At 40.7% G+C, this 25,548-nt stretch carries 18 protein-coding genes and 4 tRNA genes; 12 read left to right on the top strand and 10 right to left on the bottom strand.

Features of this window, described 5'->3' with window-relative positions; translation table 11 throughout:
- Nucleotides 1-84: 84 nt before the first annotated feature.
- The 6 genes from B9T30_RS02315 (at nucleotide 85) to B9T30_RS02290 (ending at nucleotide 10,255) form a co-directional block, all read left to right on the top strand.
- Nucleotides 85-3,369, top strand: coding sequence for a lytic transglycosylase (locus B9T30_RS02315; protein ID WP_086183593.1), 3,285 nt, complete (start codon nucleotides 85-87; stop codon nucleotides 3,367-3,369).
- Nucleotides 3,370-3,397: 28 nt separating this feature from the next.
- Entirely contained in the window at nucleotides 3,398-5,236 is a 1,839-nt protein-coding gene (locus B9T30_RS02310) for an extracellular solute-binding protein (protein ID WP_086183592.1), read from the top strand.
- Nucleotides 5,237-5,268: 32 nt separating this feature from the next.
- Nucleotides 5,269-6,333, top strand: a complete 1,065-nt coding sequence (locus tag B9T30_RS02305; protein WP_086183591.1) for a microcin C ABC transporter permease YejB — start codon at nucleotides 5,269-5,271, stop codon at nucleotides 6,331-6,333.
- Nucleotides 6,333-7,346, top strand: coding sequence for an ABC transporter permease (locus B9T30_RS02300; protein ID WP_086183590.1), 1,014 nt, complete (start codon nucleotides 6,333-6,335; stop codon nucleotides 7,344-7,346). The genes B9T30_RS02305 and B9T30_RS02300 overlap by 1 nt, the downstream gene beginning before the upstream one ends.
- A complete protein-coding gene (locus tag B9T30_RS02295; RefSeq protein WP_086183589.1) occupies nucleotides 7,321-8,910 on the top strand; it encodes an ABC transporter ATP-binding protein in 1,590 nt (529 codons plus the stop codon). The genes B9T30_RS02300 and B9T30_RS02295 overlap by 26 nt, the downstream gene beginning before the upstream one ends.
- Nucleotides 8,911-9,010: 100 nt before the next feature.
- Nucleotides 9,011-10,255 (top strand): NADH:flavin oxidoreductase/NADH oxidase family protein, encoded by a 1,245-nt coding sequence (locus B9T30_RS02290; protein WP_086183588.1) that lies wholly within the window; start codon nucleotides 9,011-9,013, stop codon nucleotides 10,253-10,255.
- 7 nt (nucleotides 10,256-10,262) lie between these two features.
- Here the strand turns inward: B9T30_RS02290 and B9T30_RS02285 are convergent, their stop codons facing one another.
- The 9 genes from B9T30_RS02285 to pyrC form a co-directional block, all read right to left on the bottom strand.
- Nucleotides 10,263-10,970 carry a glutathione binding-like protein gene (locus tag B9T30_RS02285; RefSeq protein WP_086183587.1) on the bottom strand — a complete coding sequence of 236 codons (708 nt, stop codon included), beginning with the start codon at nucleotides 10,968-10,970 and terminating at the stop codon, nucleotides 10,263-10,265.
- 132 nt (nucleotides 10,971-11,102) lie between these two features.
- Nucleotides 11,103-11,178 (bottom strand) — tRNA-Glu (locus B9T30_RS02280).
- A 42-nt stretch (nucleotides 11,179-11,220) separates the two neighbouring features.
- Nucleotides 11,221-11,296: transfer RNA gene (locus B9T30_RS02275), tRNA-Glu, on the bottom strand.
- A 127-nt stretch (nucleotides 11,297-11,423) separates the two neighbouring features.
- Nucleotides 11,424-12,317, bottom strand: a complete 894-nt coding sequence (locus tag B9T30_RS02270; RefSeq protein WP_086183586.1) for a hypothetical protein — start codon at nucleotides 12,315-12,317, stop codon at nucleotides 11,424-11,426.
- An 81-nt stretch (nucleotides 12,318-12,398) separates the two neighbouring features.
- Entirely contained in the window at nucleotides 12,399-13,817 is a 1,419-nt protein-coding gene (locus B9T30_RS02265; RefSeq protein ID WP_086183585.1) for an amino acid permease, read from the bottom strand.
- A gap of 110 nt (nucleotides 13,818-13,927) precedes the next feature.
- Nucleotides 13,928-14,003, bottom strand: a tRNA-Glu gene (locus tag B9T30_RS02260).
- A 416-nt stretch (nucleotides 14,004-14,419) separates the two neighbouring features.
- Nucleotides 14,420-14,495, bottom strand: a tRNA-Glu gene (locus B9T30_RS02255).
- Between the two features lie 20 nt (nucleotides 14,496-14,515).
- Entirely contained in the window at nucleotides 14,516-15,175 is a 660-nt protein-coding gene (gene rnt / locus B9T30_RS02250; protein ID WP_086164221.1) for a ribonuclease T, read from the bottom strand.
- Complete coding sequence (gene pyrC, locus B9T30_RS02245; protein WP_086164566.1) at nucleotides 15,160-16,194, bottom strand: dihydroorotase; 1,035 nt, start codon at nucleotides 16,192-16,194, stop codon at nucleotides 15,160-15,162. The genes rnt and pyrC overlap by 16 nt, the downstream gene beginning before the upstream one ends.
- A 151-nt stretch (nucleotides 16,195-16,345) precedes the next feature.
- Here pyrC and B9T30_RS02240 point away from each other — a divergent pair, with 151 nt between their 5' ends.
- Nucleotides 16,346-17,605: a GGDEF domain-containing protein gene (locus tag B9T30_RS02240; protein WP_086183584.1), complete on the top strand. Its 1,260-nt coding sequence runs from the start codon at nucleotides 16,346-16,348 to the stop codon at nucleotides 17,603-17,605.
- Nucleotides 17,606-17,679: 74 nt separating this feature from the next.
- On the opposite strand, the gene argG is transcribed toward B9T30_RS02240, so the two are convergent.
- The gene (gene argG / locus B9T30_RS02235) at nucleotides 17,680-19,023 is read right to left on the bottom strand and encodes an argininosuccinate synthase (protein ID WP_086183583.1); all 1,344 of its coding nucleotides are present in this window, start codon (nucleotides 19,021-19,023) and stop codon (nucleotides 17,680-17,682) included.
- A 161-nt stretch (nucleotides 19,024-19,184) separates the two neighbouring features.
- On the opposite strand from argG, the gene B9T30_RS02230 reads away from it, so the two are divergent.
- The 5 genes from B9T30_RS02230 to dld all read left to right on the top strand — a co-directional run bounded on the left by B9T30_RS02230 (nucleotide 19,185) and on the right by dld (nucleotide 25,456).
- Nucleotides 19,185-19,409, top strand: a complete 225-nt coding sequence (locus B9T30_RS02230) for a hypothetical protein (protein WP_143223185.1) — start codon at nucleotides 19,185-19,187, stop codon at nucleotides 19,407-19,409.
- A 449-nt stretch (nucleotides 19,410-19,858) separates the two neighbouring features.
- Nucleotides 19,859-21,529 carry an L-lactate permease gene (lldP, locus tag B9T30_RS02225; RefSeq protein WP_171264102.1) on the top strand — a complete coding sequence of 557 codons (1,671 nt, stop codon included), beginning with the start codon at nucleotides 19,859-19,861 and terminating at the stop codon, nucleotides 21,527-21,529.
- A 20-nt stretch (nucleotides 21,530-21,549) separates the two neighbouring features.
- Nucleotides 21,550-22,293, top strand: coding sequence for a transcriptional regulator LldR (lldR, locus tag B9T30_RS02220; RefSeq protein WP_086164216.1), 744 nt, complete (start codon nucleotides 21,550-21,552; stop codon nucleotides 22,291-22,293).
- A gap of 2 nt (nucleotides 22,294-22,295) precedes the next feature.
- On the top strand, nucleotides 22,296-23,450 hold the full coding sequence (lldD, locus tag B9T30_RS02215; RefSeq protein WP_086183580.1) for an FMN-dependent L-lactate dehydrogenase LldD: 1,155 nt from the start codon (nucleotides 22,296-22,298) through the stop codon (nucleotides 23,448-23,450).
- Nucleotides 23,451-23,752: 302 nt separating this feature from the next.
- Nucleotides 23,753-25,456 carry a D-lactate dehydrogenase gene (gene dld / locus B9T30_RS02205; RefSeq protein WP_086183579.1) on the top strand — a complete coding sequence of 568 codons (1,704 nt, stop codon included), beginning with the start codon at nucleotides 23,753-23,755 and terminating at the stop codon, nucleotides 25,454-25,456.
- The last annotated feature ends 92 nt before the right edge of the window (nucleotides 25,457-25,548 follow it).

Here is a 25,548-nt window from a genome sequence, read left to right as displayed (position 1 = left end):
AATTACAGCCTTGTGTCTACGACATGCTTCACTACAATGGCATATCTAAAAAATAAATTTTATACGAGTTGTTTGGATTCCTTTATGTATAAACCAACCGCGATTTTGTATCAGCCTTCATTACCTCAGTTTTTAAAAATTACTGTATTGGGTTCAGCCTTAGCTGCTTTAGGTTTGACGGGCTGTTCCTCAAGCCAAAATGCAACGCAAGGATCAAAATCAAAATTGGTGGGTTCTGGATATCTAGATGCCAATAGCTTGGATTCTTTAGAAGATTTACTTTCTGCAACCGATATGCGTGCAGTAGAGGGTGATCGTCTATTAATTTTAAAACACGGTGACGTTTGGAAGCGTATGACGGTCGGTTTTAAAATGGATCAAACGCATTGGGACTCGCGTATTGAGGCGCAACGTGGTTGGTTTATTTCGCGTCAACCATATTTAGATCGTTTGAGCGCACGTGCTTCGCGCTATCTTTATCACACAGTGAAAGAAGCTGAACGTCGCGGTTTGCCAACAGAACTGGCTTTGTTACCGATTATTGAAAGTTCGTATGATCCCGCTGCGACCAGTAGTGCAGCCGCCGCAGGGATGTGGCAGTTTATTCCCAGTACGGGACGTATTTATGGTTTAAAACAAACCAGTTTATACGATGGTCGTCGAGATGTGGTTGAATCAACCCGTGCGGCGTATGAGTTTTTAGGTGGGCTGTATAACCAGTTTGGCTCATGGGAGCTGGCTTTAGCCGCATACAATGCAGGTCCTGGTCGTATCCAACAAGCGATTAATCGTAATAAAGCCGCAGGTTTACCAACCGATTATTGGTCACTGAAACTGCCGCAAGAAACCATGAATTATGTACCGCGTTTCTTGGCTGTGGCGCAAATTATTAAAAATCCAAATGCTTATGGTGTGTCATTGCCACCGATTGCCAATCGTCCGCATTTTAGGGAAGTCGCGATTGGGGCAGTCAGTTTAAATGAGGTTGCTGCGATTACGGGTTTAAGCCGTGCAGAGCTCTATCAGTTAAATCCGGGACATCGTGGTGATCGTATTGATAGTGAAAGCCCAATGCGCATTATTATTCCTGCCGATTTAAGTCCATCAATTGATACAAAACTCAAAAAATTACAATCAAGTTCGGGCAGTTTATGGGCAAGTGCAGCACAGCCCTTTACCCCAGAAAGAAGTAATCCGCCTGAACTGAATACGCAAGTGATTAATCCGGTGAAAACAGCACCACCAATGTTAGTGACCAATACAACCAAAGCATCTCAGCCTGTCGCCGCGACCACAGTGAAACCTGTGAGTCCTGTGGTGGCAACACAAAGCTCAACTAAGCGGATATCTACCCCTCAAGGTTCGGCAGCATTGGCATCTTTTGCTGCAAATAGTGATATTCCAAGTGCACCACGTATTCCTGTTGCGGTCACTCAAGTTGCCAATGTTAAACTTGTGAGCGTTGAGCCACCGTTATCTGCACGTGAGCGTGAACAGATTTTGGCAGCAGTCAAAGCTGAAGGTGAAAATAAAACCGTAGAGCAAGTGCTTCAGCCCGTCGCCAGTAAAGCTGAACAAGACAAAGTGGTCGAAGAAATTAAAGCAATCGCACCGCAAGGTACAGAAATTACTGATCCTTTTGACGGTAAAATCAAATTAACTGCGATTCAAACCAGTCAGTCTGTTGCCGAGCAACAAGGGAAGGAATTAACCAAAGGATTCTCGTATCCAAAAGGCGTAGCTGAAAATACCAAAGCGGATTCTGACGAAGCCAAACGTAACCAAGGTAAAAATTACGTGAAGACGGATTCAGAAATTGTTGTCGTGCCGCCTAAAGGCAAGCGCAGTACCTATACGGTGCTTCCGGGGGATACGCTGGCAGTGATTGCCATGAAAAATGGTTTGAATTGGCGTGATGTGGCGAAGTGGAATCAGATTGACCCAAGTTCACCGCTCTATGTCGGAACCAGTATTTATTTATACGATGCGAAGCCACAAAATACAGAATCATCTACACCGCCTAAGACCAAAGCAGCACCTGAAACCTATGTGGTGCAAGCCAATGATAGCTTAACGGGCATTGCGAGCCAATTTGGTCTGTCGGTCAAACAACTGGCGGATTACAATGATTTGGCTGTAAATAGTGGCGTGCGTGTTGGGCAAAAATTAGCATTAAAAGAAACCGCTTCGGCAAATTCGAATAAAACAGAAAATAAGGCAAGCAGTGCAAGCCCAGTTTCTAAAGTAAAGACCAAGCCCTATGTGGTTAAACGCGGTGAATACTTAAAACTGATTGCAGACCGTTATGCCTTGTCTAATCAAGAATTGGCAGACTTAACCACGGGTTTAACTTCGGGCAGTCATTTAATGGTGGGACAAAAAATTAATGTTCCATTACAGGAAGTAGATACCAAGGTAGACAGTAAACAGGAAGAAAAATCTACCCCTGTTAAAGTGGATGCAGCAATTGTAGAACCATCGTATAAAACTGAAAATTATCAGGTACAACGTGGCGATACTTTGTATAGCATTGCAGCACAATCAAAAATGTCTTTAACTGAATTGGCACAGCTTAATAAACTTTCTAATAGCCGTGGTTTACAAGTCGGGCAAACCATTAAAATTCCTGCGGGTTCAACGGTTCCCGAGAGTTACACGGTGCAATCGGGTGATAGTTTATCTGCCATTTCTGCGAAATATAATTTAGGCATGGACTATATTGCTAATATCAATGGTATTAATCGTAATACGGGACTACGTGTGGGGCAGCGTTTAAAACTGAGCGGTGAAGAACCTGTCGTAAGTAAGATCGAAGCAAAAATTGAAAAAGCCAGTGCAGAAAAGCAGAGTACTGAAAAACAGAGTGATACCCATGTGGTGAAATCGGGTGAAACACTCAGCAGCATTGCGAAAAAATATCACTTACAGTTGGACTATTTAGCGACTTTAAATGGTTTGTCGCGGACTTCAAATGTACGGGTCGGGCAACGCTTAAAAATTGAAGGTGATCTGCCAAAGCCTGAAATAAAGGTGGATGCACCAAGCACCAAAGCCGCGAAACCATCGCGCAATACTGAAGCCTATACGGTAAAACCCGGTGAGTCTTTAAATGCCATTGCGAGTCGGTCTGGAGTGTCGGTGGCTGAATTGGCTGCGCTAAATGATTTAAATGCCCGTGCAAGTTTACGGGTAGGTCAACAGATTGTGGTTCCTAAAACAGTGGCTGACTATAAAATTAAACGCGGTGATACCTTGATTGGTTTGGCAAACCGTTATGGTGTGGATACTGGAAAACTCGCTGAAATGAATGATATTCAAACGAATACTCAATTGCGTATTGGTGAAGTGATTAAAGTTCCAAACTTATAAAACATGCAAAGACAGGGAGTGCTTTTACATGTTATTGGCTAGTGCAAAACACTTTGGTTTTGCCTGTGGACTGGGTCTTCTGACTCAAGGGGTGTGGGCTGCTGTGCAGACTACACCGTATATTGCCGTACATAGTCAGCCGAAATATGCTGGCTTGTCTGTCATGCCTTATGCCAATGCCCATGCACCGAAAGGAGGCTATTTAAGTACCGCCAGTAATGGCACGTTCGATAACTTAAATAGTATGAATGGTAAAGGCAGTTCCACAGATGGAGTTGAACATCTGTTTGACTCGTTGATGTCAAGTTCACTAGATGAGCCTGGGGTGATGTATCCTTTGCTGGCAGAAAAAGTCACCTTTGATCCTCAAAAAACCCAATATGTCATTTTTCATTTAAATCCTAAAGCACGTTTTAGCGATGGCAGTGCCGTGACAGCACAAGATGTCAAGTTCAGTTTTGATGCTTATCAGACCAAATCCAATCCGGGTTTGCAAATGTATTTGGCTGATTTGGATAAAACTGAAGTCTTGTCCAAATATGTGGTCAAGATGAGTTTTAAATCGGACAAGAACACGGAAATGCCGCTGATTTTGTCGCAAATGCCGATTTATTCAAAAAAGGATTGGCTGCATAAAGATTTTACCCGTGTCACTTTGCAACCTATTTTGGGTTCAGGGCCTTATTTAATTGATCGCATTGATGCGGGTCGCAGTATTACCTATAAATTGAATCCCAATTATTGGGGCAAAGACTTAGCGGTGAATAAAGGGCGTTATAATTTTGCGCGTTTGAAGTATGTCTATTACCGTAGCTTAGACATTGCTTTTGAAGGTTTTAAGTCGGGTCAATATACCTTGCATGAAGAAATGACTGCGCGTAAATGGGTTACGGAATACAATTTTCCTGCTGTGAAATCGGGGATGGTGGTGAAATATAGATTTCAGCACCACAATCCGATTGCGACACAAAGTTTTGTCTTTAATACGCGCCGTGCCCCTTTTAATGACATTCAATTTCGTCAAGCCATCAGCAATGCTTATGATTTTGAATGGCAAAATAAAGCTTTGTTTTATGGGCAATATCAACGCTTGCAGAGCTATTTTTCCAACAGTGAACTTGAAGCGAAAGGTGTTCCTAGTCAGGCAGAAATGGCCATTTTAAAGCCGTATTTGGCACGATTAAATCCGATTCAACGTCAGGGTGTGCTTAAAGCTTGGCAATATCCAATTTCTGATGCCAGTGGTTTTAATCGTAATAATTTGCTCATTGCACGGCAACAGTTATTAAAAGCAGGTTATACCTTCCAAAATGGACGATTACTGGACAGCAAAGCCCAGCCCATTCAGATTGAATTTCTCATTCATCAAGAGGGTTTGCAGCGTACCCTCATGCCATTTATCCGCAATATGAAGCGTTTGGGTATTGATGTTGCTATTCGACAAGTCGATGTGCCACAGTACATTGAACGAATGCGAAGTAAAGATTTTGACATGACCACCAGCGTGATGCCACAGTCACTTAATCCGGGCAATGAGCAGGCGCAGTTTTGGGGCAGTGCATCGGCAGATCAGCCGGGGAATTATAATTATTCGGGCATTAAAAATGCGGTGATTGATGCTGTCATTCAGCAGGTCATTCAGGCACCAGATCGCGAACAATTGGTGCTGAGAACCAAGGTGCTCGATCGATTATTACGTGCTGGTTATTATCAAATTCCGACTTATGGTAAAGGTGAAAACTGGTTTGCCTATTGGAATATGTATCATCAGCCTAAAGTCAAACCAAAGTTATCATCGGGGATTGACTATTGGTGGAGTGATGCCAAGCAAGCCCAAAAAATCACGCATTATTTACGTCAACAATAAGCAATCACCAAGGCACAAGGAACATTGTTTCGATGGGCATATATATATTAAAAAGACTGCTGCTGATTATTCCGACCCTGTTTTTCATTTTACTGATTAACTTTGTGGTGATTCAAATTGCACCGGGAGGGCCCGTTGAGCAAGCGATTCAACAAGCGGAAACTTTTCAAGGCATGGGTGCAACGGGTGGTGAAACTGCGCATAGCAAAAGTAATTATCAGGGTGCAAAAGGTTTAAGTGAGGAAATGGTGGAGAAGATTAAAGCCCAATATGGTTTTGATCGACCTGCACATGAACGCTTTTGGACTATGCTGAAAAGTTATGCCAGCTTTGATTTTGGCACCAGTTTTTTTAAAGATAAACCTGTTACCCAATTACTCTGGGAAAAAATGCCAGTGTCCTTGTCTTTAGGCTTATGGAGCACCTTGTTGATTTATCTGATTTCGATTCCTTTGGGGATTAAAAAGGCGCGCCAACATGGCATGCTGTTTGATAAATCGACCTCAATGTTATTGGCGATTGGCTATGCCATCCCATCTTTTGTTTTTGCCGTGTTACTGATAGTCTTTTTTGCTGGTGGCTCCTATTTTCAATGGTTTCCCTTGCAGGGCTTAGTGTCTGAAAATTTTCACAGCTTAAGTTGGCTGAGTAAAATTAAAGATTATTTTTGGCATATGACTTTGCCGTTATTGGCCATGGTGATTGGTGGTTTTGCGGGACTGACCTATTTAACCAAATATTCCTTTATGGAAGAGTTAAACAAACAATATGTCTTGGCTGCGCGTTCTAAAGGTTTAAGTGAATCACGCGTGTTATATGGTCACGTGTTCCGAAATGCGATGTTGATTGTGATTGCGGGTTTACCCGAAGCATTGATTGGTATTTTCTTTGTTGGTAATTTATTTATTGAAATCATCTTTAATTTAGATGGTTTAGGTTTGCTTGGTTTTGAAGCGATTCAACAGCGTGATTATCCTGTCATTTTTGGTACATTATTTTTATTCACCTTGCTCGGTTTGCTTTTACGTTTAATCAGTGACGTACTGTATCAGGTGATTGATCCGCGTATTAATTTTGATTCGCGAGGTGCAGAGTAATGTCACCTTTAATGCATATGCGCTTAAAACGCTTTAAGGAAAATAAACTCGGTTTTGCTTGTTTGATTTTATTTGCGCTGATTTTTATTGTGTCGCTGGCTTCGGAATTGATTGCCAACGATAAACCGTTGTTAGTGAAATATGATGATTCATTTTATCTCCCTGTTTTTAAATCCTATCCCGAAACCACCTTTGGCGGTGTATTTGAAACAGAAGCCGATTATAAAGATCCCGTAGTACAACAGCTGATTGATGATCAAGGGTGGGCGCTTTGGCCCCTGATTCAATATTCCTACCAAACACCAAATTTAGAACTAGCAGTGCCTGTACCTTCTGCACCAACTGCGCAAAACTGGTTAGGAACCGATGACCAAGGACGTGATGTGTTGGCACGTATTCTCTATGGTTTGCGCGTGTCGCTGCTTTTTGGCTTTGCCTTAACCTTTGCTTCAGCCATTCTGGGAATTATGGTGGGCGCAATTCAGGGCTATTATGGTGGATGGGTCGATTTACTGGGGCAGCGTATTCTTGAGGTTTGGGGTGGCTTGCCGACATTATTTATGGTGATGATTCTGGTCAGTATGTTTACCCCAAATGTGTATTGGCTGTTTCTGATTATGCTCTGTTTTGGTTGGACGACACTGGTGGGGTTGGTACGCGCAGAATTTTTGAAAGCCCGTAATTTGGACTATGTTCGTGCAGCACGTGGTCTGGGAGTTAGTGATCGAACCATTATGTTTCGGCATATTTTACCTAATGCCATGAGTTCAAGTTTGTCACAACTGCCATTTATGTTGACGGCCAATATTACCGCACTGACGGCTTTAGACTTCTTAGGATATGGTTTGCCTCCAGATGCGGCATCCTTAGGTGAATTGTTATTACAAGGCAAGTCGAACCTAAATGCACCGTGGTTGGCACTGTCAGGCTTTTTTACCTTGGCCATTGTTTTATCTTTATTGATTTATATTGGGGAGGCGACACGTGATGCATTCGATCCAAGACGTCAATAATTCAAAAGTGGTATTGGCTGTAGAACATTTAAATATTCAGCATGAGCAACAGCTGTTGGTGGATGATTTAAATTTTCAGCTGCATGCTGGTGAAACCATTGCCATTGTCGGTGAAAGTGGTTCGGGTAAGTCTATCAGTAGTTTGGCTTTACTGGGACTTTTACCCAGTACGTTAAGCATAAAAGGTCAGGTCTGGTTGGGGCAACAAGATGTGTTGACCCTCAAGTCGGAACAACTGCGACAAATTCGTGGTCAGAAAATGGCGATGATTTTCCAAGAACCGATGACGGCATTAAACCCATTACATCGGGTGGAAAAGATTATTGGTGAAACATTGTTGCTGCAAGGCTGGTCAAAAGCAAAGACCCAAGCACGAATTATCGAATTACTCAACGATGTTGGCATGACCGATCCAGAGGATAAATTACGCCGTTATCCGCATGAGCTGTCGGGTGGTCAGCGTCAACGTGTGATGATTGCCATGGCTTTGGCCTTAGATCCCGATATTTTAATTGCGGATGAGCCAACGACGGCTTTGGATGTGACTTTACAGGCGCAAATTTTAGCGCTGCTTAAATCATTACAACAAAGCCGCAATATGGCTATGATCTTGATTAGCCATGACTTAAATTTGGTTCATCGCTATGCCGATCAGGTGATTGTGATGAATAAAGGTCTGGTTGCAGAACAGGGCAGTGTTGACGAAATATTTAAACATCCAAAGCAGGTATATACCCAAGATTTATTGAATCATGATTTTGGTCAAGCCATCGCGATTGCAGATCGTCCTCATATATTGACTTTACACAATGTTGCGGTGAAGTTTCCAATTAAGCAGGGTTGGTTAAACCGAGTCAAAGATTACTTTGTCGCTGTTGAACCTTTAGATTTACAGTTGGCACAGGGTGAGTCGATTGGCATTGTTGGGGAAAGTGGTTCAGGTAAAAGTTCACTGGCTTTGGCGATTACCCGACTCATTAAAAGTGAGGGTGAAATTGTTTTGCTTGGTACAGATTTAAACCGATGCAATGAAACACAATTACGTCCTTTACGTGCTGAATTTCAAATCGTTTTTCAAGACCCATTTAGCAGCTTAAATCCACGTTTGAATGTGGAGCAGACCATTGGGGAGGGTTTGGGTTTAAAAAAACTTTCTAATTCTGAAATATCACAGCGCATTGATGAAGCTTTAGTAAAAGTAGAATTACCCATTCGCTTTAGAACGCGTTACCCACATGAGCTTTCGGGGGGACAGCGGCAGCGTGTGGCTTTGGCACGAGCGTTGGTGCTTGACCCTAAATTACTGGTACTGGATGAACCGACTTCGGCACTGGATCGCACCACACAACGGGCGATTGTGAAGCTGTTAAGGCATTTGCAGCAAGAACACCAAATTAGTTATTTATTTATCAGCCATGATTTACAGGTTGTGAAAGCACTTTGTCAAAAAGTTTTGGTTTTACGTCGTGCCAAAGTGATGGAATTTCAGACCACAGAGCAATTATTTTTAAATCCGCAAACGGAATATACCCAACAATTGATTGCCGCAAGCCAGTATGTATAAGTTTACTGACAAGTCATATTGTCAGAATAGTCATTGACGGATAATATAAAAAGTTTAGAGTTTTAGCTCTACATAACGACAAATAAATTAGGGTATGAGTATGAGTCATCTTGCTGAAACAGCCAGTATTCGAAATATTAACTTTAAAAACCGCATTATTAAGGGTGCGATGAGTGAAGCCTTAGCCAATTATGCAGGTCAGCCGAGCCAATTACACTGGGGTTTATATGAAGCATGGGCAAAAGGTGGCTTAGGTTGTGCAATTACCGGCAATGTGATGGTGGACTTTCGTGCCAAAAATGAACCGGGTGTTGTGGTGATTGAATCAGAGCGTGATCTCGCTCAATTGCAACGCTGGGCAGCAATTGGTAAGCAATATGGCATGGTGCAATTGATTCAATTGTCGCATCCGGGGCGCCAGTGCCCCAAAGGACTCAATAAAGAAACTGTTGCCCCTTCGGCTGTGCCGTTTAGTCCGATGCTGGCGACAACTTTTGGTACACCGCGTGAATTACGTGAAGATGAAATTTTGGACATTATTCAGCGCTTTGCAACATCGGCAAAAATTTGTGAAAAAGCGGGCTTTGAAGGCGTACAGTTACATGGCGCACATGGTTATCTGATCAGTCAATTTTTATCGCCATTGACCAATAAACGTCAAGATCAATGGGGCGGTTCAATTGAAAATCGTATGCGCTTCTTATTGGAAATTTATCAAGCTGTACGCGCAGCGACTTCAGAGCAATTTATTATTTCAGTAAAGCTAAATTCAGCAGACTTCCAGCGTGGCGGTATTACGGAAGAAGAAGTGATTACTGTCTTTAAAGCCATTGATGAGGCGGGTATTGATTTAATTGAGATTTCAGGCGGAACCTATGAAGCACCGGCAATGGCTGGGGCTAAAGCCGATAAACGTAAAGTCAGTACTATTGCCCGCGAAGCATATTTCCTCGATTTTGCAGAGAACATTCGCAAAGAAGTAAAATGCCATTTAATGGTGACGGGTGGTTTCCGTACCGTAGAAGGAATGAATGCAGCCTTAGACAGTGGTGCTTGTGAATTTATTGGTATTGCACGTCCTTTGGCCGTCGAAACCGATTTAACAGATCGTCTGATTGCGGGGCAAGATGTGCGTTACGCAGTCAATAATATTAAAACAGGTATTCCGATGGTCGATAAAATGGCGATTATGGAAATTATTTGGTATGCCGCACAGTTTAAAGATATTGCGCAGGGTAAACGTCCAAATCCTAAATTGTCCCCGCTTAAAGTATTCTTAAAATACGCCAAAGGCAATATTACCGCTATGATTAAAGGTCGCGTCAATTCACGTCGTAGTGCATAGGTATTGATTACCATGCTTTAGACCAATACGATTGAAACTCCACAGCAGACCATTGTCCTTTCTCCAATGCACGTTGAAAGGCGGGTCTGCTTTGGATGAGTAATAAATAACGCTGGATATGCGGTAATGATTCAAACGCTGGGTTGGATTGTGTGCAAGCCAGCAAGGGAAACCATAATAAAAGATCTGCAATGGTGAACTGCTGACCTGCAACATAGCTGTGGTTTTTTAGATGTCCATCAATCATTTGCAGATGTTGATGCAAGGTATGATTTAAATAGCCTCGATCAAATCCCAACTTTAGCAATTGACTGACAAGACGTACTGCCCAAGGTGTTCTTGCCACAATAGCAGCAAAAATTTGTTTGAGTGCCAAATCAGGCATCAACGTCGCTTCAGCAAAATTTTTCCAATAATAATAAAGCTGTATTTCTTGATGAGTAAGTTGAACTATGCCTAAGTCATTACATAAATAGCTAAAATAATCTGCAATTGCAGCTGTCTCAGCAAGGGTAATCACATCTGAACCATCATTTTCACAAATTTGCACAGTTGGAAATTTAGCCAGTAGGTGCGGATGTTTAATGTGCGCTGAGTTTTGATCCGATGGATTGTTATCACAAAAAACCAATTCATAATCGAGTTTTAATTCTGCTAATAACCATACGATGCGTTGAGAGCGCGAATTGGTTTTATGAAATAGACGAATCTGCATGAAGTAATAATTTATTGTTTTGTTGGACTTGAGTATAAAACACAATGCGATTTTGAAGATGATACTGCTGAAAATAAAAAAGCCTGATTATTATTAATCAGGCTTTTTTATGAGATTTTTCAATCTCGAATGTGGCGACCCTACGGGGATTCGAACCCCGGTTACCGCCGTGAAAGGGCGATGTCCTAGGCCTCTAGACGATAGGGTCAATAGGTGAGGCATACTTCTGAAAACAAAACCATAAATTAAATGGCGACCCTACGGGGATTCGAACCCCGGTTACCGCCGTGAAAGGGCGATGTCCTAGGCCTCTAGACGATAGGGTCGTTTCAGAGGTGGGCGTATAATAGGGTGGATATGAAAAGCTGTCAAACCTTTTTCGAGCATAATCTTTAAAAATAGAATCAAATGAATAAAAATAAAACAAATCTGTGGGATATACTTTGAAGTGGCTTATTTTTTGAGCTTTAAGACATCCACAATGCTTTTGATGACCGCTGGGTGTTGTAAATAACCGGTAATTTGATGTGGATTATTCACAAGCGTAGTGATTGCTTGATTAATAATCGGCGGTTCGAAATTGAAAGGTGCTTCGGATAAAGGGAATGCGGTTAGGAAATCATCGGGCGAATAAAAATTAAACCAATCGCCATGCAGTTGAGGTGGTCGAGAAATAGGTAAGTTAAGTTTTTCTTGAACCACTTTAAATGCAAGTGGTGAACCGAGGGTAATAAACCGATGCACTCTAAAATGGGTAAATTGATGCAACAAGTTGTAGGCAATGACGGTTCCTAATGAATGCGCCACAATAATATGATCTTTAGTCGGATGGATATGGGACATAATTCTTTGGTGAACTTCATGCATAAAGTCCGGATTGGACAAGTACAAATAGGTTTCGATTAAAAATTTATGAATCAGTGTTTCGTGTAGTTTTGGGTAGTGGTTGAGAAACATGCTTAATTCTCTAAAAGCATGGTCTTTGGTTAACGCTGAAATGACGGATAAACGCTGAGTGAGCGATTCAGATTGCTCAGGATTGAAACAGGGTAAGGGGGTGACACATGGTCTATGTTCTTGAATAATAGATGTGTTCTGTCTGAGGTGAAAGGGAAGGTGTAAATGTAAAAGTGACTTAGGGAGTAGTGTGGCTAAATCTAAAATGTTATAGAGCTGGTGTTTGCTCAGTAAGTCGCCATAAAAGGGCAGTTTAATATCCAGTGATTTAAGCTCAATATTTTGCTCTGCATGATTTAAGCCAGTTTTAAATACATTTAACCAATGTTGTTTTAAAGCATTTTCATCATAATTTTGTTGATTCATGCCGTGAATAAAAATGATTTTCATACAGGCTCAGATTTTTTATAGAGGACATTGTCTGTATTTAGCTTAAAAAAAAGAGTGGTACTTGGCCACTCTTTTTGTGTGTTAGTTTTGCTTTCGGTAGAAAATATAATAACTCAGATAACAACCTGCAATAAAGATTAGACAACCAATAAAGCCCGGTAACATTTCTGGATCAGTTGCCATACTAATACCAGTGATCAAACAGAAAACAAAACCAAGAATGGGGACGATTGGAAAGAGTGGTGCAGCAAAGCCTAACTCTTTCGCTGTATGACCCGCTTTGTACCACTGGCGACGGAAATTGAATTGGCTTAAGCAAATGCTCATCCATACAATCACCATGGTAAATGCGGCTATTCCGAGTAAATTTTTAAAAATTGTTTCAGGTGCAAATTGTTCTGATAATAAGCCCGGAAGTGCGCCAAACATGGTGACAATAATGGCAACAAATGGAATACCACGATGATTGACTGTAGAAAATACAGCAGGTAATTGTTTTTTATCCGATAAAGACCACATCATACGCGAAGCAGCATACAAGCCAGAATTTGCCGCGGATAACAGCGCAGTGATAATGACAAAGCGAATAATATCTTCTGAATATGGAATACCAATATAGGTAAACACGGTCACGAATGGACTACTACTGACCCCTTCAGCATTTAAGCCTGCCATTTGATGTGGCAAGAGTGCGCTAATGACGACAATTGTCCCGACAAAGAAGATTAACAGTCGCCAAATTGCGGCATTAATAGCTTTCGGTACATTCTTCGCTGGATCTTCTGTTTCACCTGCGGCAACACCAATCAATTCTGTCCCTGAAAAGGCAAAATTCACAATCAGCATGGTGGCAAAAATAGGGAATAAACCTTGAGGGAACCAACCTTGAGCTGTGAGATTGCTAAATAAAGGCGCAGATGAGTGACCTTGGAAAGAAAGTATGCCAAAGATGGCCAAAAGACCTAAAATAATGAAGACAATCACAGTCACAACTTTGACTAAAGACAGCCAGAATTCAGATTCAGCAAACAGTTTGGTTGATGTCATATTCAGCCCAAAAACAATTGCAGCAAAAGCAATCGTCCAAATCCAGACTGAAATTTGAGGAAACCATTCTTGCATCAGTAGTGCGGCAGCAGTAAATTCAGTTCCAAGGGTGGCAGTCCAAGTGAGCCAATACAACCATGTAATGGTATAGCCTGTACCAGGACCAATGAATTTTTGTGCATAGCTACCAAAAGAGCCAGATTCAGGCATATGTACGGCAAGCTCGCCTAAGCAAAGCATCACAGCGTAGGCAATTAAACCGCCTAAAAGATAAGAAAAAATGGCACCCACAGGCCCCGTTTGTGCAATGACTTCACCCGAACCTAAAAATAACCCTGTCCCGATTGCGCCACCAAGCGAAATCATGACTAGGTGTCGGGTACTCATAGCGCGTTTTAATGGCGCAGAATTGCCCTGATGCGAAGCATCATTCGGAGTATGAGATGGCTGCATAAGAGAAAAGGAAAGATATAGATGAAGCGAGCTATTGTAGTGAAAAACTACAAATCTGCAATGCAATAATGATGAATGTTGGAGCTTGAATGATCGTATAGCACGATATATGGCGACCCTACGGGGATTCGAACCCCGGTTACCGCCGTGAAAGGGCGATGTCCTAGGCCTCTAGACGATAGGGTCGTAATGAGGTGATGGGTATAGTATGGATTTTTGATCAGGCTGTCAAACCTGTAATGGCATTATTTTTATAAGATTGAATTGATTGCATAAAAAATAACAAATTCAAAATAAAAAAAGCGCAGTTTTTAAATAGTGCTTATGCATGGCTTAATCAAAGGTACATTTTTATGATGCTGTATGCAGTTGAACTTAAAATGCAAGGGGCTACAAAACTAAGTGAATGAGTAAGCAAGTCTTAGGGTAAAGGTAGGGAAAATAAAAACAAAAAATTATTGTTAAGTATTGTGTATTAAAAAACAGAAATAAGGATTATTTTTAATGAAATTGATAAATAAGAGTATCGATCAATTATAAATAAACTTATGGCTAAATATATAGAGCAATATTTAGAAATCGAATAAAGCAGAAATAATAGATGGCGTCCCTACGGGGATTCGAACCCCGGTTACCGCCGTGAAAGGGCGATGTCCTAGGCCTCTAGACGATAGGGACGTTTAGAAGATGGCGGTATCTTATTGATCCGCCGCCAAAGTGTCAAGTAGGTAAGGTGCGAGTTTGTTCAAAATATAACAGAATAGTTCCGCAGTCTTTTGAGTATCGTATAAAGCAGAGTGTGCTTCTTTGCCATCGAACTCAATTCCAGCTTGAATACAAGATTTTGCTAGTACCGTTTGACCAAACATCACAGCACTTAAAGTCACTGTATCGAATACAGAAAAACTGTGAAAAGGATTTTGATTTTTAGTTCCAGTACGCGCAATAGCAGCTTGTACAAAACCTAAATCAAAATGGGCATTATGTCCAACCAATACGGCATGGGTACAGTTTTGCTGACGACGTACCTCATTCACGGCTTTAAAAATACGCTTTAATGCGGTCTTTTCATCTTCAGCCATGGCCATACGCATTGGATTGGACGGATCAATACCAATAAAATCTAAGGAACGACGGTCTAAGTTAGCCCCTTGGAAAGGGTTGATATGTGCATGGTAAGCTTCACCTGGCACAAACTGACCTGCTTCATTATAAATGATTGGGATTGCTGCAATTTCCAATAAGGCATCGGTCTGTGAGTTAAAACCTGCTGTTTCGACATCCACAACAACAGGTAAAAATCCACGGAAACGTTGACCAATTATTGGTTGGGTTTCATCTGTCACACTTTTCTCCATTGAATGGTTTTACCCGCATACAGAGGGATAATTTGTTCACCATCCAAATAGTCTAAACTGGTCGGAATAATTTGATCTTCTTTGACCAAGGTAATGGTGTTGGTATTACGTGGAAGACCATAGAAGTCAGCACCAAAATGGCTGGCAAAACCTTCTAGACGGTCAATTTTACCAACTTGGTCAAAAGCTTGAGCATATAATTCAATTGCGGTCGGTGCACTATAACAACCTGCACAACCACATGCATTTTCTTTGGCATTTTTTGAATGAGGCGCACTGTCTGTACCTAAGAAAAACTTAGGATTCGAGCTGGTTGCAACTTCAAGTAAAGTTTGCTGATGGGTTTGACGTTTTAAAATAGGCAAACAATAGAAATGCGGCTTGATACCACCGACCAACATATCATTGCGATTAAACAATAAATGCTGTGGCGTAATTGTAGCAGCTACATTGCGGTCTTGTTCAAGGACAAAATGTGCAGCTTCACTGGTGGTGATATGTTCCAAAACCAATTTTAGCTTTGGAAATTGTTTAAGTAATGGCGCTAAAATTTCATCTACAAAGCGTTTTTCACGATCAAAGATATCGACATGGCTGTGAGTGACTTCGCCATGTAGCAGTAAAGGCACTTGGTGTTCTTCAAGTTGTTCAATCACCGCATAAACTTTACGAATATCGCTGACACCGTTGTCTGAGTTTGTGGTTGCACCAGCAGGATATAGCTTGATGGCATTTACATGTTCAGATTCTTTAATTTTTTTGACTTCACTTGGCGCAGTGTGGTCAGTGAAATAAAGCACCATACGTGGGTCAAAGGCGATGCCTTCTGGTACATGTGCCATAATGCGTTCACGATACGCAATTGCTTCTTCAACTGTTTTTACAGGAGGAACAGTATTGGGCATACAGATTGCGCGAGCAAACTGCTGAGCTAAATCAGGAACCGTGCGTTGTAATGAGAGACCATCGCGAAGGTGAGCATGCCAATCATCTGGCTGGAGAAGAGTGATCGTATTCAAGGTCATTTCAATCAAAGAAATAAAACAAATGATAATCCATAAAGTGTGAAAATGGTAACGGGAATTAAAGACAAATGGTGAGATATATATAATTATAAACAATAAAATTATGTTATTTTAAGTAACTAAAAGAATTACATAATGCCTAGCAATGGAATATAAGTATAATCTGGCTAAATTACAGTACGATAAAGAAAAAATAGAAGAACTGATTACGCGGCAAAGTCGTCGTGTAGGTCAAGTTTTTCCAAAAAAAATGGAACAAGAGTTTTGGTCAAAAAACTTAGAACGTGCCCGAAAGCATGTGGAAAAATATGTTTGGGGTGGTATTTTAGCTTATTTTATTTTTACTGTCGTCATGGTGCCCAGTGATTATTGGATTATCGATAAGCAATATTTTGTGCATGATTTTTTGCAATGTATGCTTGGATTACTAAATGGCGCTCTATGTTTGTTGGCGTTATTCTTTTTTGCTTCTTCTCCTAAAGCGCGTCCATATTTTTCTCATGCTTCCATGGTTATCATGTTTTGGGCAATTGTTTCAATTTCATGGCTGACCATTACGGTTGAAACGGTTGCCTTACAAAATCAAGCGATGGCAATCGTCTGTATTATTTATATACTGGCTTATATTCTGACTGGGGTGAAACCCTTTTATATGTTGATGACGGGTTTATCCGCAGCAACAGTCACAGTTTTTATTTTTGTCGGACTGAATGTTAATTTTGATGCGATGGTGTTAGCACGTATTCTGTTTGGCAGCTGTATGCTCGGCTATGTGATTAGCCAGATGATTTTTGCCCGTGAACGAATGATTTATTTATATTCAATGCGTTCCAAAGTAAGTGAAAAAATTCACCGTATTTATAATTCAGAATTACTCCATTTAAGTCAGCATGATGAACTGACTAAAATTTCAAATCGTCGAACATTTGATGAAATGATGGATGTATTTTACGAACAATCCCGTCGTGATCAAACGCCTTTGTCTGTTTTGTTTATTGATGTCGATTTTTTTAAGAAATATAATGATTTTTATGGTCATCAAAAAGGGGATGATGTGATTTCCTCTATTGCAAAATCAGTTAAAAATGCCATACGACATATGGACTTTGTTGCGCGATATGGTGGCGAAGAATTTGTGGTGTTATTACCTGAAACCGACGCGCATGGTGCTTATGCCGTGGCATCCAATATATATAAAGCCATTGATCGTTTAGAAATTCCGCACATCAAATCTTTAGTCTCAAATCATATTACGATTAGTTTAGGGGTTACCGTGTATCGGGGGGAAATAGAGTTAGGTAAAGAAGAATTACTCAGCATTGCAGATCAGGCTTTATATCGAGCGAAGGAACTGGGACGAAATCAAATTTATTATCAATCTATTCGTACAACACAAGTCGCTTAAAATTTTAAATCAAACTTTAGAATGAGATATAAAAAAAACCGCCTTATGAGGCGGTTTTTTGACTTTAAACAAACTTATTTGTTTTTGTCTTTTAATTGCGGAACAGCAGAACCCGTACCCACTGCAAGTAAGCCAGTGTTGGTATAAATGCTTAATTTAGCACGTGTATCTGTGATATCTAAATTACGCATGGTGAGTTGACCAATACGATCCATCGGAGAGAACATTGAATCACCTTTCTCCATGGTTAAACGCTCAGCTTCATAAGTGAGGTTTTCAGATTCAGTGTTCATAATGGTGTAGTCATTACCACGACGCAGTTCTAACGTCACAGTACCGCTAATGGCTTTAGCAACCCAACGCTGTGCAGTTTCACGCAGCATAAGCGCTTGAGAGTCAAACCAACGACCTTGATAAAGTAGACGACCTAAACGTAAACCGTTGATGCGGTATTGTTCAATGGTATCTTCGTTATGAATCCCTGTGACCAGACGTTCATAAGCGATATGAAGTAGAGCCATACCCGGCGCTTCATAAATACCACGAGATTTCGCTTCAATGATACGGTTTTCAATTTGATCCGACATACCTAGACCATGACGACCACCGATACGGTTCGCTTCAAGAATCAACTCAACTGGATCTTCGATACGTTGGCCATTTAAAGCAACAGGCATACCTTCTTCAAAAGTAACCGTGACTTCTTCAGCTTTAACCGCTACGTCATCTTTCCAAAAAGCAACGCCCATAATTGGGTCAACGATTTTGATACCAGCATTGAGGTATTCAAGATCTTTTGCTTCGTGCGTTGCACCCAACATATTTGAATCAGTTGAGTAAGCTTTCTCTTTCGACATTTTGTAATCAAAACCATTGTCGATTAAGAATTGTGACATTTCGGCACGGCCGCCTAATTCATCAATAAACGTCTGGTCTAACCATGGTTTATAGATTTTAAGCGCAGGGTTAGTCAACAAACCATAACGGTAAAAACGTTCAATGTCGTTACCTTTATACGTTGAACCATCACCCCAAATGTTGACATCATCTTCTTTCATTGCGGTAACAAGCATAGTACCTGTAACTGCACGACCAAGAGGTGTTGTATTGAAGTAAGGAACACCACCGGTACTGATATGGAATGCGCCACATTGAATTGCAGCAATACCTTCAAGTGCAAGCTGTAAACGGCAGTCCACTAAACGTGCTTTTACTGCGCCATAAGCTTCAGCTTTCTTTGGAATCGCATCATAGTCATCTTCATCTGGCTGACCTAAATTTGCGGTATAGGCATAAGGTTCAGCACCTTTTTGTTTCATCCACAATAGAGCAGCTGAAGTATCAAGGCCACCAGAGAAGGCAATCCCAACTTTTTTACCTACTGGTACATTCTGCAAGATCGTTGCATTATCAGTCATTGTTAGTCCTAACGATATAAAATAGGCACCACGATAATTGGTAGCCGAGGAGAATCTATAGTTGGCTTAATTATAGCACTCTTAGGGAAATTTTTTTTCGTAAAAATAACCAATCAAAAAAATATCTGCAATTTTTAAGGGGATAACGATTTTGGAAAATGATGATTGATTTTTTTAACTTAAAAAGACAGCAGCTGAAGTTAACTCAATATTCAAAAATTACCATGTATCGTATTGGGAACTGTGTCAGTGGGAGCATTATTTTTGGCTGGGCAGAAATGCTTTCGAGGCAGAGATTGATGAAAATAAAGGGCTTGAAATGGGCAATTCCTGTTGCAAATGTCATTTTATTGGAAATGATTTATATCGAAAAAGTGATTTTATGATGAGCTTTTTTTAAGGCTGAATTTTAAAAAATAATCGGTTTTTTTGCAAAATAATATCTTGATTTGGATCTCTTGAACTTAATTTTGCTGCTTTAAAGTACAGCGTAAACAATAAAAAATAGACTATTAGACTAAAGTTTTAGACTGGGAGATGTTTTCGTATTTTATGCTAAAAAATTAAATAAAAACAAAGCTACTGTCCATTTTTATGATTTTAGAGCTTGTTGGATAAGTAGATTTTATGACGGAAATTTACCAAATATTGGTCTGACCAATATAAAATATGTTAGACCGATATTGATCTTTAATTAAACAAAATTTACTATATTTGTGTAAATACGGAATATTTTTTTATTTTATTTAATATTGGTCATACCAATTATTAAGTAATCTTATCAGTGTTCAGACCACTATTCCATTATTCATGTACCAGTAAGCATTTCAAGGAGATGACAATGCTTCAATCTTGGCAACAGATTTATGATCCTCTTGGCAATATTTGGATCTCCAGTTTTATTGCACTTATTCCTATTATTTTTTTCTTCCTCGCACTGGCTGTTTTTCGCTTAAAAGGTAGTGTGGCGGGAACAATTACCGTTGTTTTAGCATTACTGGTTTCACTTTTTGCTTATCAGGTTCCTGTAACAATCGCATTTGCATCAATGATTTATGGCTTTTTCTACGGTTTATGGCCGATTGCTTGGATCATTATTGGCGCAGTCTTTTTATATAAAATTTCAGTAAAAACGGGTCAATTTAATATTATCCGTTCTTCAATTTTATCCATTACTGAAGACCAGCGTTTACAAATGCTGTTGGTGGGATTTGCATTTGGTACTTTCCTTGAAGGTGCGGCAGGTTTTGGTGCACCAGTGGCAATTACCGCTGCGTTATTGGTTGGTTTAGGTTTTAAACCATTATATGCAGCAGGACTTTGCTTAATTGTGAACACTGCACCTGTTGCATTTGGTGCCATGGGTATTCCAATTATTGTTGCAGGACAGGTTTCTGGGGTCGATACCATGGAAATCAGCCAGATGGTGGGTCGTCAATTACCGTTTATGGTGCCTATCGTTCTGTTCTGGATCATGGGGATTATGGATGGCTGGCGTGGGATTAAAGAAACATGGCCAGCAGTTATTGTGGCGGGTGGATCATTCGCGATTGCACAATATTTAACCTCTAACTTTGTTGGCCCAGAATTACCCGATATTACCGCTGCAATTGCATCTTTAGTGACTTTGACGATTTTACTTAAATACTGGAAACCAAAGCATATCTTCCGCTTTGCTGATCAGGATGCAAATGTTGATGAAAATCTAGAGGCTCAAAAGCAACAGAAATACAGCATTGGACAAATTGCCAAAGCTTGGTCTCCATTTATGATTTTAACCGTAATGGTGACGATTTGGAGTGTCAAACCTTTTAAAGATTTGTTTACCAAAGACGGTGCATTGCATGATTTAGTGATTTCAATCAAAGTGCCATATTTGCATCAATTGGTGCAAAAAATGCCACCCGTTGTACCTGAAATCAAAAACTATGATGCTATTTTTAAATTTGACTGGTTCTCTGCAACAGGTACAGCCATTTTTATTGCTGCGGTTATTACCATTCTTTTCTTGAAAATGAAGCCAAAAGAAGCTGTGGTGACTTTTGGTGAAACTATTTATGAATTGAAAACACCGATTTATTCGATTGGTATGGTGTTGGCCTTTGCCTTTATTGCCAATTATTCGGGTATGTCAGCAACCTTGGCATTGGCACTGGCGCATACGGGTAAAGCTTTTACATTCTTCTCGCCATTCTTGGGCTGGGTTGGGGTGTTCTTAACCGGTTCAGATACGTCAGCGAATGCATTGTTTGGCGCACTGCAAGCAACGACAGCACGTCAAATTGGAGTGCCTGAAGTGTTATTGGTTGCAGCCAATACCAGTGGTGGGGTGACAGGAAAAATGATTTCTCCACAATCGATTGCCATTGCATGTGCTGCGGTAGGATTAGTAGGTAAAGAATCAGACCTGTTCCGTTTTACAGTGAAACACAGTATCGTTTTCACTGTAATGATGGGTATTATTATTACCTTACAAGCTTATGTGTTCCCATGGATGATTCCATAACACGCAATTCAGGACAGCAAATGAAAGTCTCCGACAAAGTGGTACAAAGCCTTCGTATATTGATTGAACAAAATAATATGCAAGTTGGAGATCGTTTGCCTGCTGAACGAAAATTATGTGAGCAGTTAGGTGTTTCCCGTTCTTCTTTACGTGAAGCCATTCAGCAACTGAGCAGTATGGGCATGTTGTTAAGTAAAGTTGGGGCGGGTACTTTTTTGCAGCAGTTGCCGACCAATTGGTCGCAACATCAAATTGTGCAGCCTTTAATTAATTTGATTGATCAAGATCCTGCTTATCGTTTTGATGTGCAGGAAGCACGAACGATTTTAGAAGGGGGGACGGCTTGGTATGCCGCAGAGCGTGCCACGCCAGAAGACCTGCAAAATATTCGTCAATGGTACGATAAAATTGCTTATTTTCAGTCGCTTGGTGATGATGATCAGGCCGCAAAAGCCGATGCTAAATTTCATCTTGCGATTGCTGAGGCATCACATAATTTGGTGCTCATTCAGATGATGCGTGGCTTATTTGATTTGTTGCAATTTAACGTGGTTTTAGGCCGTCGAAAAGTCTATTCAGAATCACACCGTTTTGATCAATTGCATGACCAACATTTTCGCGTGATGGCTGCAATTGAACGTAGAGATCCAGAAGCTGCTCGACAAGCAGTGTGTGGACATATTGAGTTTGTAGTTCAACAAGTACGCTCGATTGATGAAGAAGAAGCTCGTCGTCAGCGTGCAAGTCGATTAAACAGGATATAGCTATGATTATTTCTTCTACTAATGATTACCGTGAAGCTGCAAAACGTCGCTTACCGCCGTTTTTATTTCATTACATCGATGGTGGTGCATATGCGGAACATACGCTAAAGCGCAATGTAGAAGATTTATCCAAAATTGCCTTAAGACAGCGTGTTTTGAATGATATGTCTTCCTTAAGTCTTGAAACTAAGCTATTTAATGAAACCTTATCGATGCCTGTGGCTTTGTCACCTGTAGGGTTAACAGGGATGTATGCGCGTCGTGGTGAAGTACAGGCAGCAGTCGCGGCAGATAAGAAAGGCATTCCCTTTACTTTATCTACGGTTTCAGTGTGCCCGATTGAAGAAGTTGCCCCCGCGATTCAACGTCCAATGTGGTTTCAGTTATACGTGTTACGCGACCGTGGCTTTATGAAAAATGCCTTAGAGCGTGCTAAAGCTGCGGGCTGTTCGACCTTGGTTTTTACTGTAGATATGCCCGTACCTGGTGCGCGTTATCGTGATGCACATTCGGGTATGAGTGGTCCAAATGCAGCAATGCGTCGTTATTTACAATCGGTACTTCATCCTCAATGGGCTTGGGATGTGGGTTTACATGGTCGTCCACATGACTTGGGTAATATTTCAAAATATTTAGGTAAACCTACAGGGCTTGAAGATTATATTGGTTGGTTGGGGAATAACTTTGACCCGTCTATTTCATGGAAAGACTTAGAGTGGATTCGTGAGTTTTGGGATGGCCCAATGGTCATCAAGGGTATTTTAGATCCTGAAGATGCTAAAGATGCTGTTCGTTTTGGTGCAGATGGAATCGTGGTTTCAAACCATGGTGGTCGTCAGTTGGATGGGGTTTTATCCAGTGCTCGTGCATTGCCTCCAATTGCAGATGCGGTAAAAGGTGAGATTAAAATTCTAGCCGATTCAGGCATTCGTAATGGTTTAGATGTGGTCCGTATGCTGGCGATGGGTGCAGATACTTGTATGCTTGGTCGTGCATTTGTTTATGCATTGGGTGCTGCGGGTGGAGCAGGTGTATCTAATTTATTAGATTTAATTGATAAAGAGATGCGTGTTGCAATGACGTTAACAGGTGCAAAAACCATTGCAGATATTACTTCTGATTGTTTGGTGAAATTGGATCGAGAATTGGCTGGGTGATTTATATTTTGAATGAAAATGGAATATAAATTTAATCGCTAAGTTTGATACACGAAAGTGTCATCTGCAATTGTTTGAGGCAGGACTACATTATTAAAAATAATGTTTCTGCGAAGAATGTATTGAAAAGGCGGTCTTTGCCGAGTTTTGCGGATGACAATGGTTTTGCCTACTTTTCCCGAAAGAAAAGTAGGTCGAACCGAAGGTTTATCCAGAAGTATAAATAATATTGAAAAGACTCCGTCGTAATGAATGCCTTGTTGATTGATATTGAATAAGGATTCGTAAACAGGATATGGAATATGCAATCCCAATCAGATTCACAGCAAACCATTCATAAACTCATCAGCATCGTGGGTAAAGCACACGTTTTAACCGATGATAATGCCACACGCTTATATCGTCAGGGTCGACGTTATGGTTCTGGTCAAGTTTTGGCTGTTGTTACCCCGGGTTCTTTAATTGAGCAATGGCATGTTTTACAAACCGCAGTCGATGCAGATTGTATTGTGATTATGCAAGCTGCCAATACAGGATTGACGGGTGGTTCTACACCGTTTGGTGATGATTATGATCGTCCAGTTGTTTTAATCAGTACTCGCCGTTTAGCGGGGATTCAAGTAATTAATGACGGTAAGCAAGTGATTTGTTTGCCGGGTGCAACACTGGATCGACTCGAAAAAGAATTGGCACCCTTTAACCGTGAACCACATTCGGTAATTGGTTCATCGTGTATAGGTGCATCTGTGTTAGGTGGGGTATGTAATAACTCGGGCGGCGCATTGGTACGTCGTGGACCTGCTTATACTGAGCTGGCACTTTATGCCCGCGTAAATGAAGTAGGTGAGTTAGAACTGGTGAATCATTTAGGTGTGGACTTAGGTACAACGCCTGAAGAAATTTTATCTAAATTGCAAAAGCAACACTATCAAATAGATGATATCCAAAATGATGCAAATTGCTGTGCTTCAGATCAGCATTATGCACACGATGTAACCCAAGTAGATGAAAATACGCCTGCACGATTTAATGCAGATCCATCGCGTTTATTTGAAGCATCGGGTTCGGCAGGTAAAGTGTGTGTATTTGCAGTACGTCTGGATACTTTTGAGAAAATCCCAAGCCAAGTGTTCTATGTCGGCACAAATTCACAGAATGATTTAACTGAAATCCGTCGTTTTTTATTGAAAGATTTAGCACGTTTGCCGATAGCAGGCGAATATATCCACCGTGTTGCTTATGATATTGGTGCTGAATATGGCAAAGATACTTTCATGTTTATTGAAAAGTTTGGTACAGCCAAAGTGCCAGCCGCTTTTGCCATGAAAGATAAGATCGATGGTTATTTAGAAAAATTTGGCATGAAAGGACTTTCGGACAAAGTTTTGCAATTGGTCACTAAGTTTATGCCCAACCATTTACCGCAACGTATGAATGAATTCCGTGACTTATATGAACATCATTTGGTTTTGCGTATAGAAAATCAGGATGTTGGACAGGTTGAGCAATTTTTAAAACAATATTTTGCTTCAAATACTTCAGGTCATTATTTTTTGTGTACAGAGGAAGAAGGACGGAAAGCTTTTTTACATCGTTTTGCGGTTGCTGGTGCTGCGATTCGTTATCGAGATACCCATCGCAGTGAGGTTGAAGATATTGTGGCGCTGGATATTGCTTTACGCCGTAATGACCGTGAATGGTTAGAAACTTTACCCAAAGACATCGATGATTTAATGATTCATAAACTTTATTACGGTCATTTTCTGTGTCATGTCTTTCATCAAGACTATATCGTCAAAAAAGGGGTTGATCCTTTAGCAATAGAGCATCAAATGTGGCATTTGTTGGATGAGCGTGGTGCGGAATATCCTGCGGAACATAATGTGGGGCATTTATATGTGGCGAAGCCAGCACTTAAAAAACATTATCAAAAACTAGATCCAACCAATAGTTTCAATGTCGGTATTGGGCATACAACGAAATTAAAAAACTGGAAATCTTCATAAATTGAGGTAAATAATCATCAGGTGTAATACTTTAAGTGTAGTCTAAATAGCTACACTTTTTTTATGTCAAATTGACAGTTTCTTGCAGACAA

Source organism: Acinetobacter sp. ANC 4973 (genome assembly GCF_002135275.1).
GTDB classification, from domain to species: domain Bacteria; phylum Pseudomonadota; class Gammaproteobacteria; order Pseudomonadales; family Moraxellaceae; genus Acinetobacter; species Acinetobacter kyonggiensis.
Note: the sequence above shows the minus strand (reverse complement) of the source record. Positions and strands in the feature narration are given on the sequence as shown.

What these genes read in the sequence shown, in the direction of transcription:
- B9T30_RS02315 (WP_086183593.1), top strand. Translation starts at nt 85, where the DNA reads ATGTATAAACCAACCGCGATTTTGTATCAGCCTTCATTACCTCAGTTT.
- B9T30_RS02310 (WP_086183592.1), top strand. Translation starts at nt 3,398, where the DNA reads ATGTTATTGGCTAGTGCAAAACACTTTGGTTTTGCCTGTGGACTGGGT.
- B9T30_RS02305 (WP_086183591.1), top strand. Translation starts at nt 5,269, where the DNA reads ATGGGCATATATATATTAAAAAGACTGCTGCTGATTATTCCGACCCTG.
- B9T30_RS02300 (WP_086183590.1), top strand. Translation starts at nt 6,333, where the DNA reads ATGTCACCTTTAATGCATATGCGCTTAAAACGCTTTAAGGAAAATAAA.
- B9T30_RS02295 (WP_086183589.1), top strand. Translation starts at nt 7,321, where the DNA reads ATGCATTCGATCCAAGACGTCAATAATTCAAAAGTGGTATTGGCTGTA.
- B9T30_RS02290 (WP_086183588.1), top strand. Translation starts at nt 9,011, where the DNA reads ATGAGTCATCTTGCTGAAACAGCCAGTATTCGAAATATTAACTTTAAA.
- B9T30_RS02285 (WP_086183587.1), bottom strand. Translation starts at nt 10,970, where the DNA reads ATGCAGATTCGTCTATTTCATAAAACCAATTCGCGCTCTCAACGCATC.
- B9T30_RS02270 (WP_086183586.1), bottom strand. Translation starts at nt 12,317, where the DNA reads ATGAAAATCATTTTTATTCACGGCATGAATCAACAAAATTATGATGAA.
- B9T30_RS02265 (WP_086183585.1), bottom strand. Translation starts at nt 13,817, where the DNA reads ATGCAGCCATCTCATACTCCGAATGATGCTTCGCATCAGGGCAATTCT.
- rnt (WP_086164221.1), bottom strand. Translation starts at nt 15,175, where the DNA reads ATGGAGAAAAGTGTGACAGATGAAACCCAACCAATAATTGGTCAACGT.
- B9T30_RS02240 (WP_086183584.1), top strand. Translation starts at nt 16,346, where the DNA reads ATGGAATATAAGTATAATCTGGCTAAATTACAGTACGATAAAGAAAAA.
- argG (WP_086183583.1), bottom strand. Translation starts at nt 19,023, where the DNA reads ATGACTGATAATGCAACGATCTTGCAGAATGTACCAGTAGGTAAAAAA.
- B9T30_RS02230 (WP_143223185.1), top strand. Translation starts at nt 19,185, where the DNA reads ATGATTGATTTTTTTAACTTAAAAAGACAGCAGCTGAAGTTAACTCAA.
- lldP (WP_171264102.1), top strand. Translation starts at nt 19,859, where the DNA reads ATGACAATGCTTCAATCTTGGCAACAGATTTATGATCCTCTTGGCAAT.
- lldR (WP_086164216.1), top strand. Translation starts at nt 21,550, where the DNA reads ATGAAAGTCTCCGACAAAGTGGTACAAAGCCTTCGTATATTGATTGAA.
- lldD (WP_086183580.1), top strand. Translation starts at nt 22,296, where the DNA reads ATGATTATTTCTTCTACTAATGATTACCGTGAAGCTGCAAAACGTCGC.
- dld (WP_086183579.1), top strand. Translation starts at nt 23,753, where the DNA reads ATGCAATCCCAATCAGATTCACAGCAAACCATTCATAAACTCATCAGC.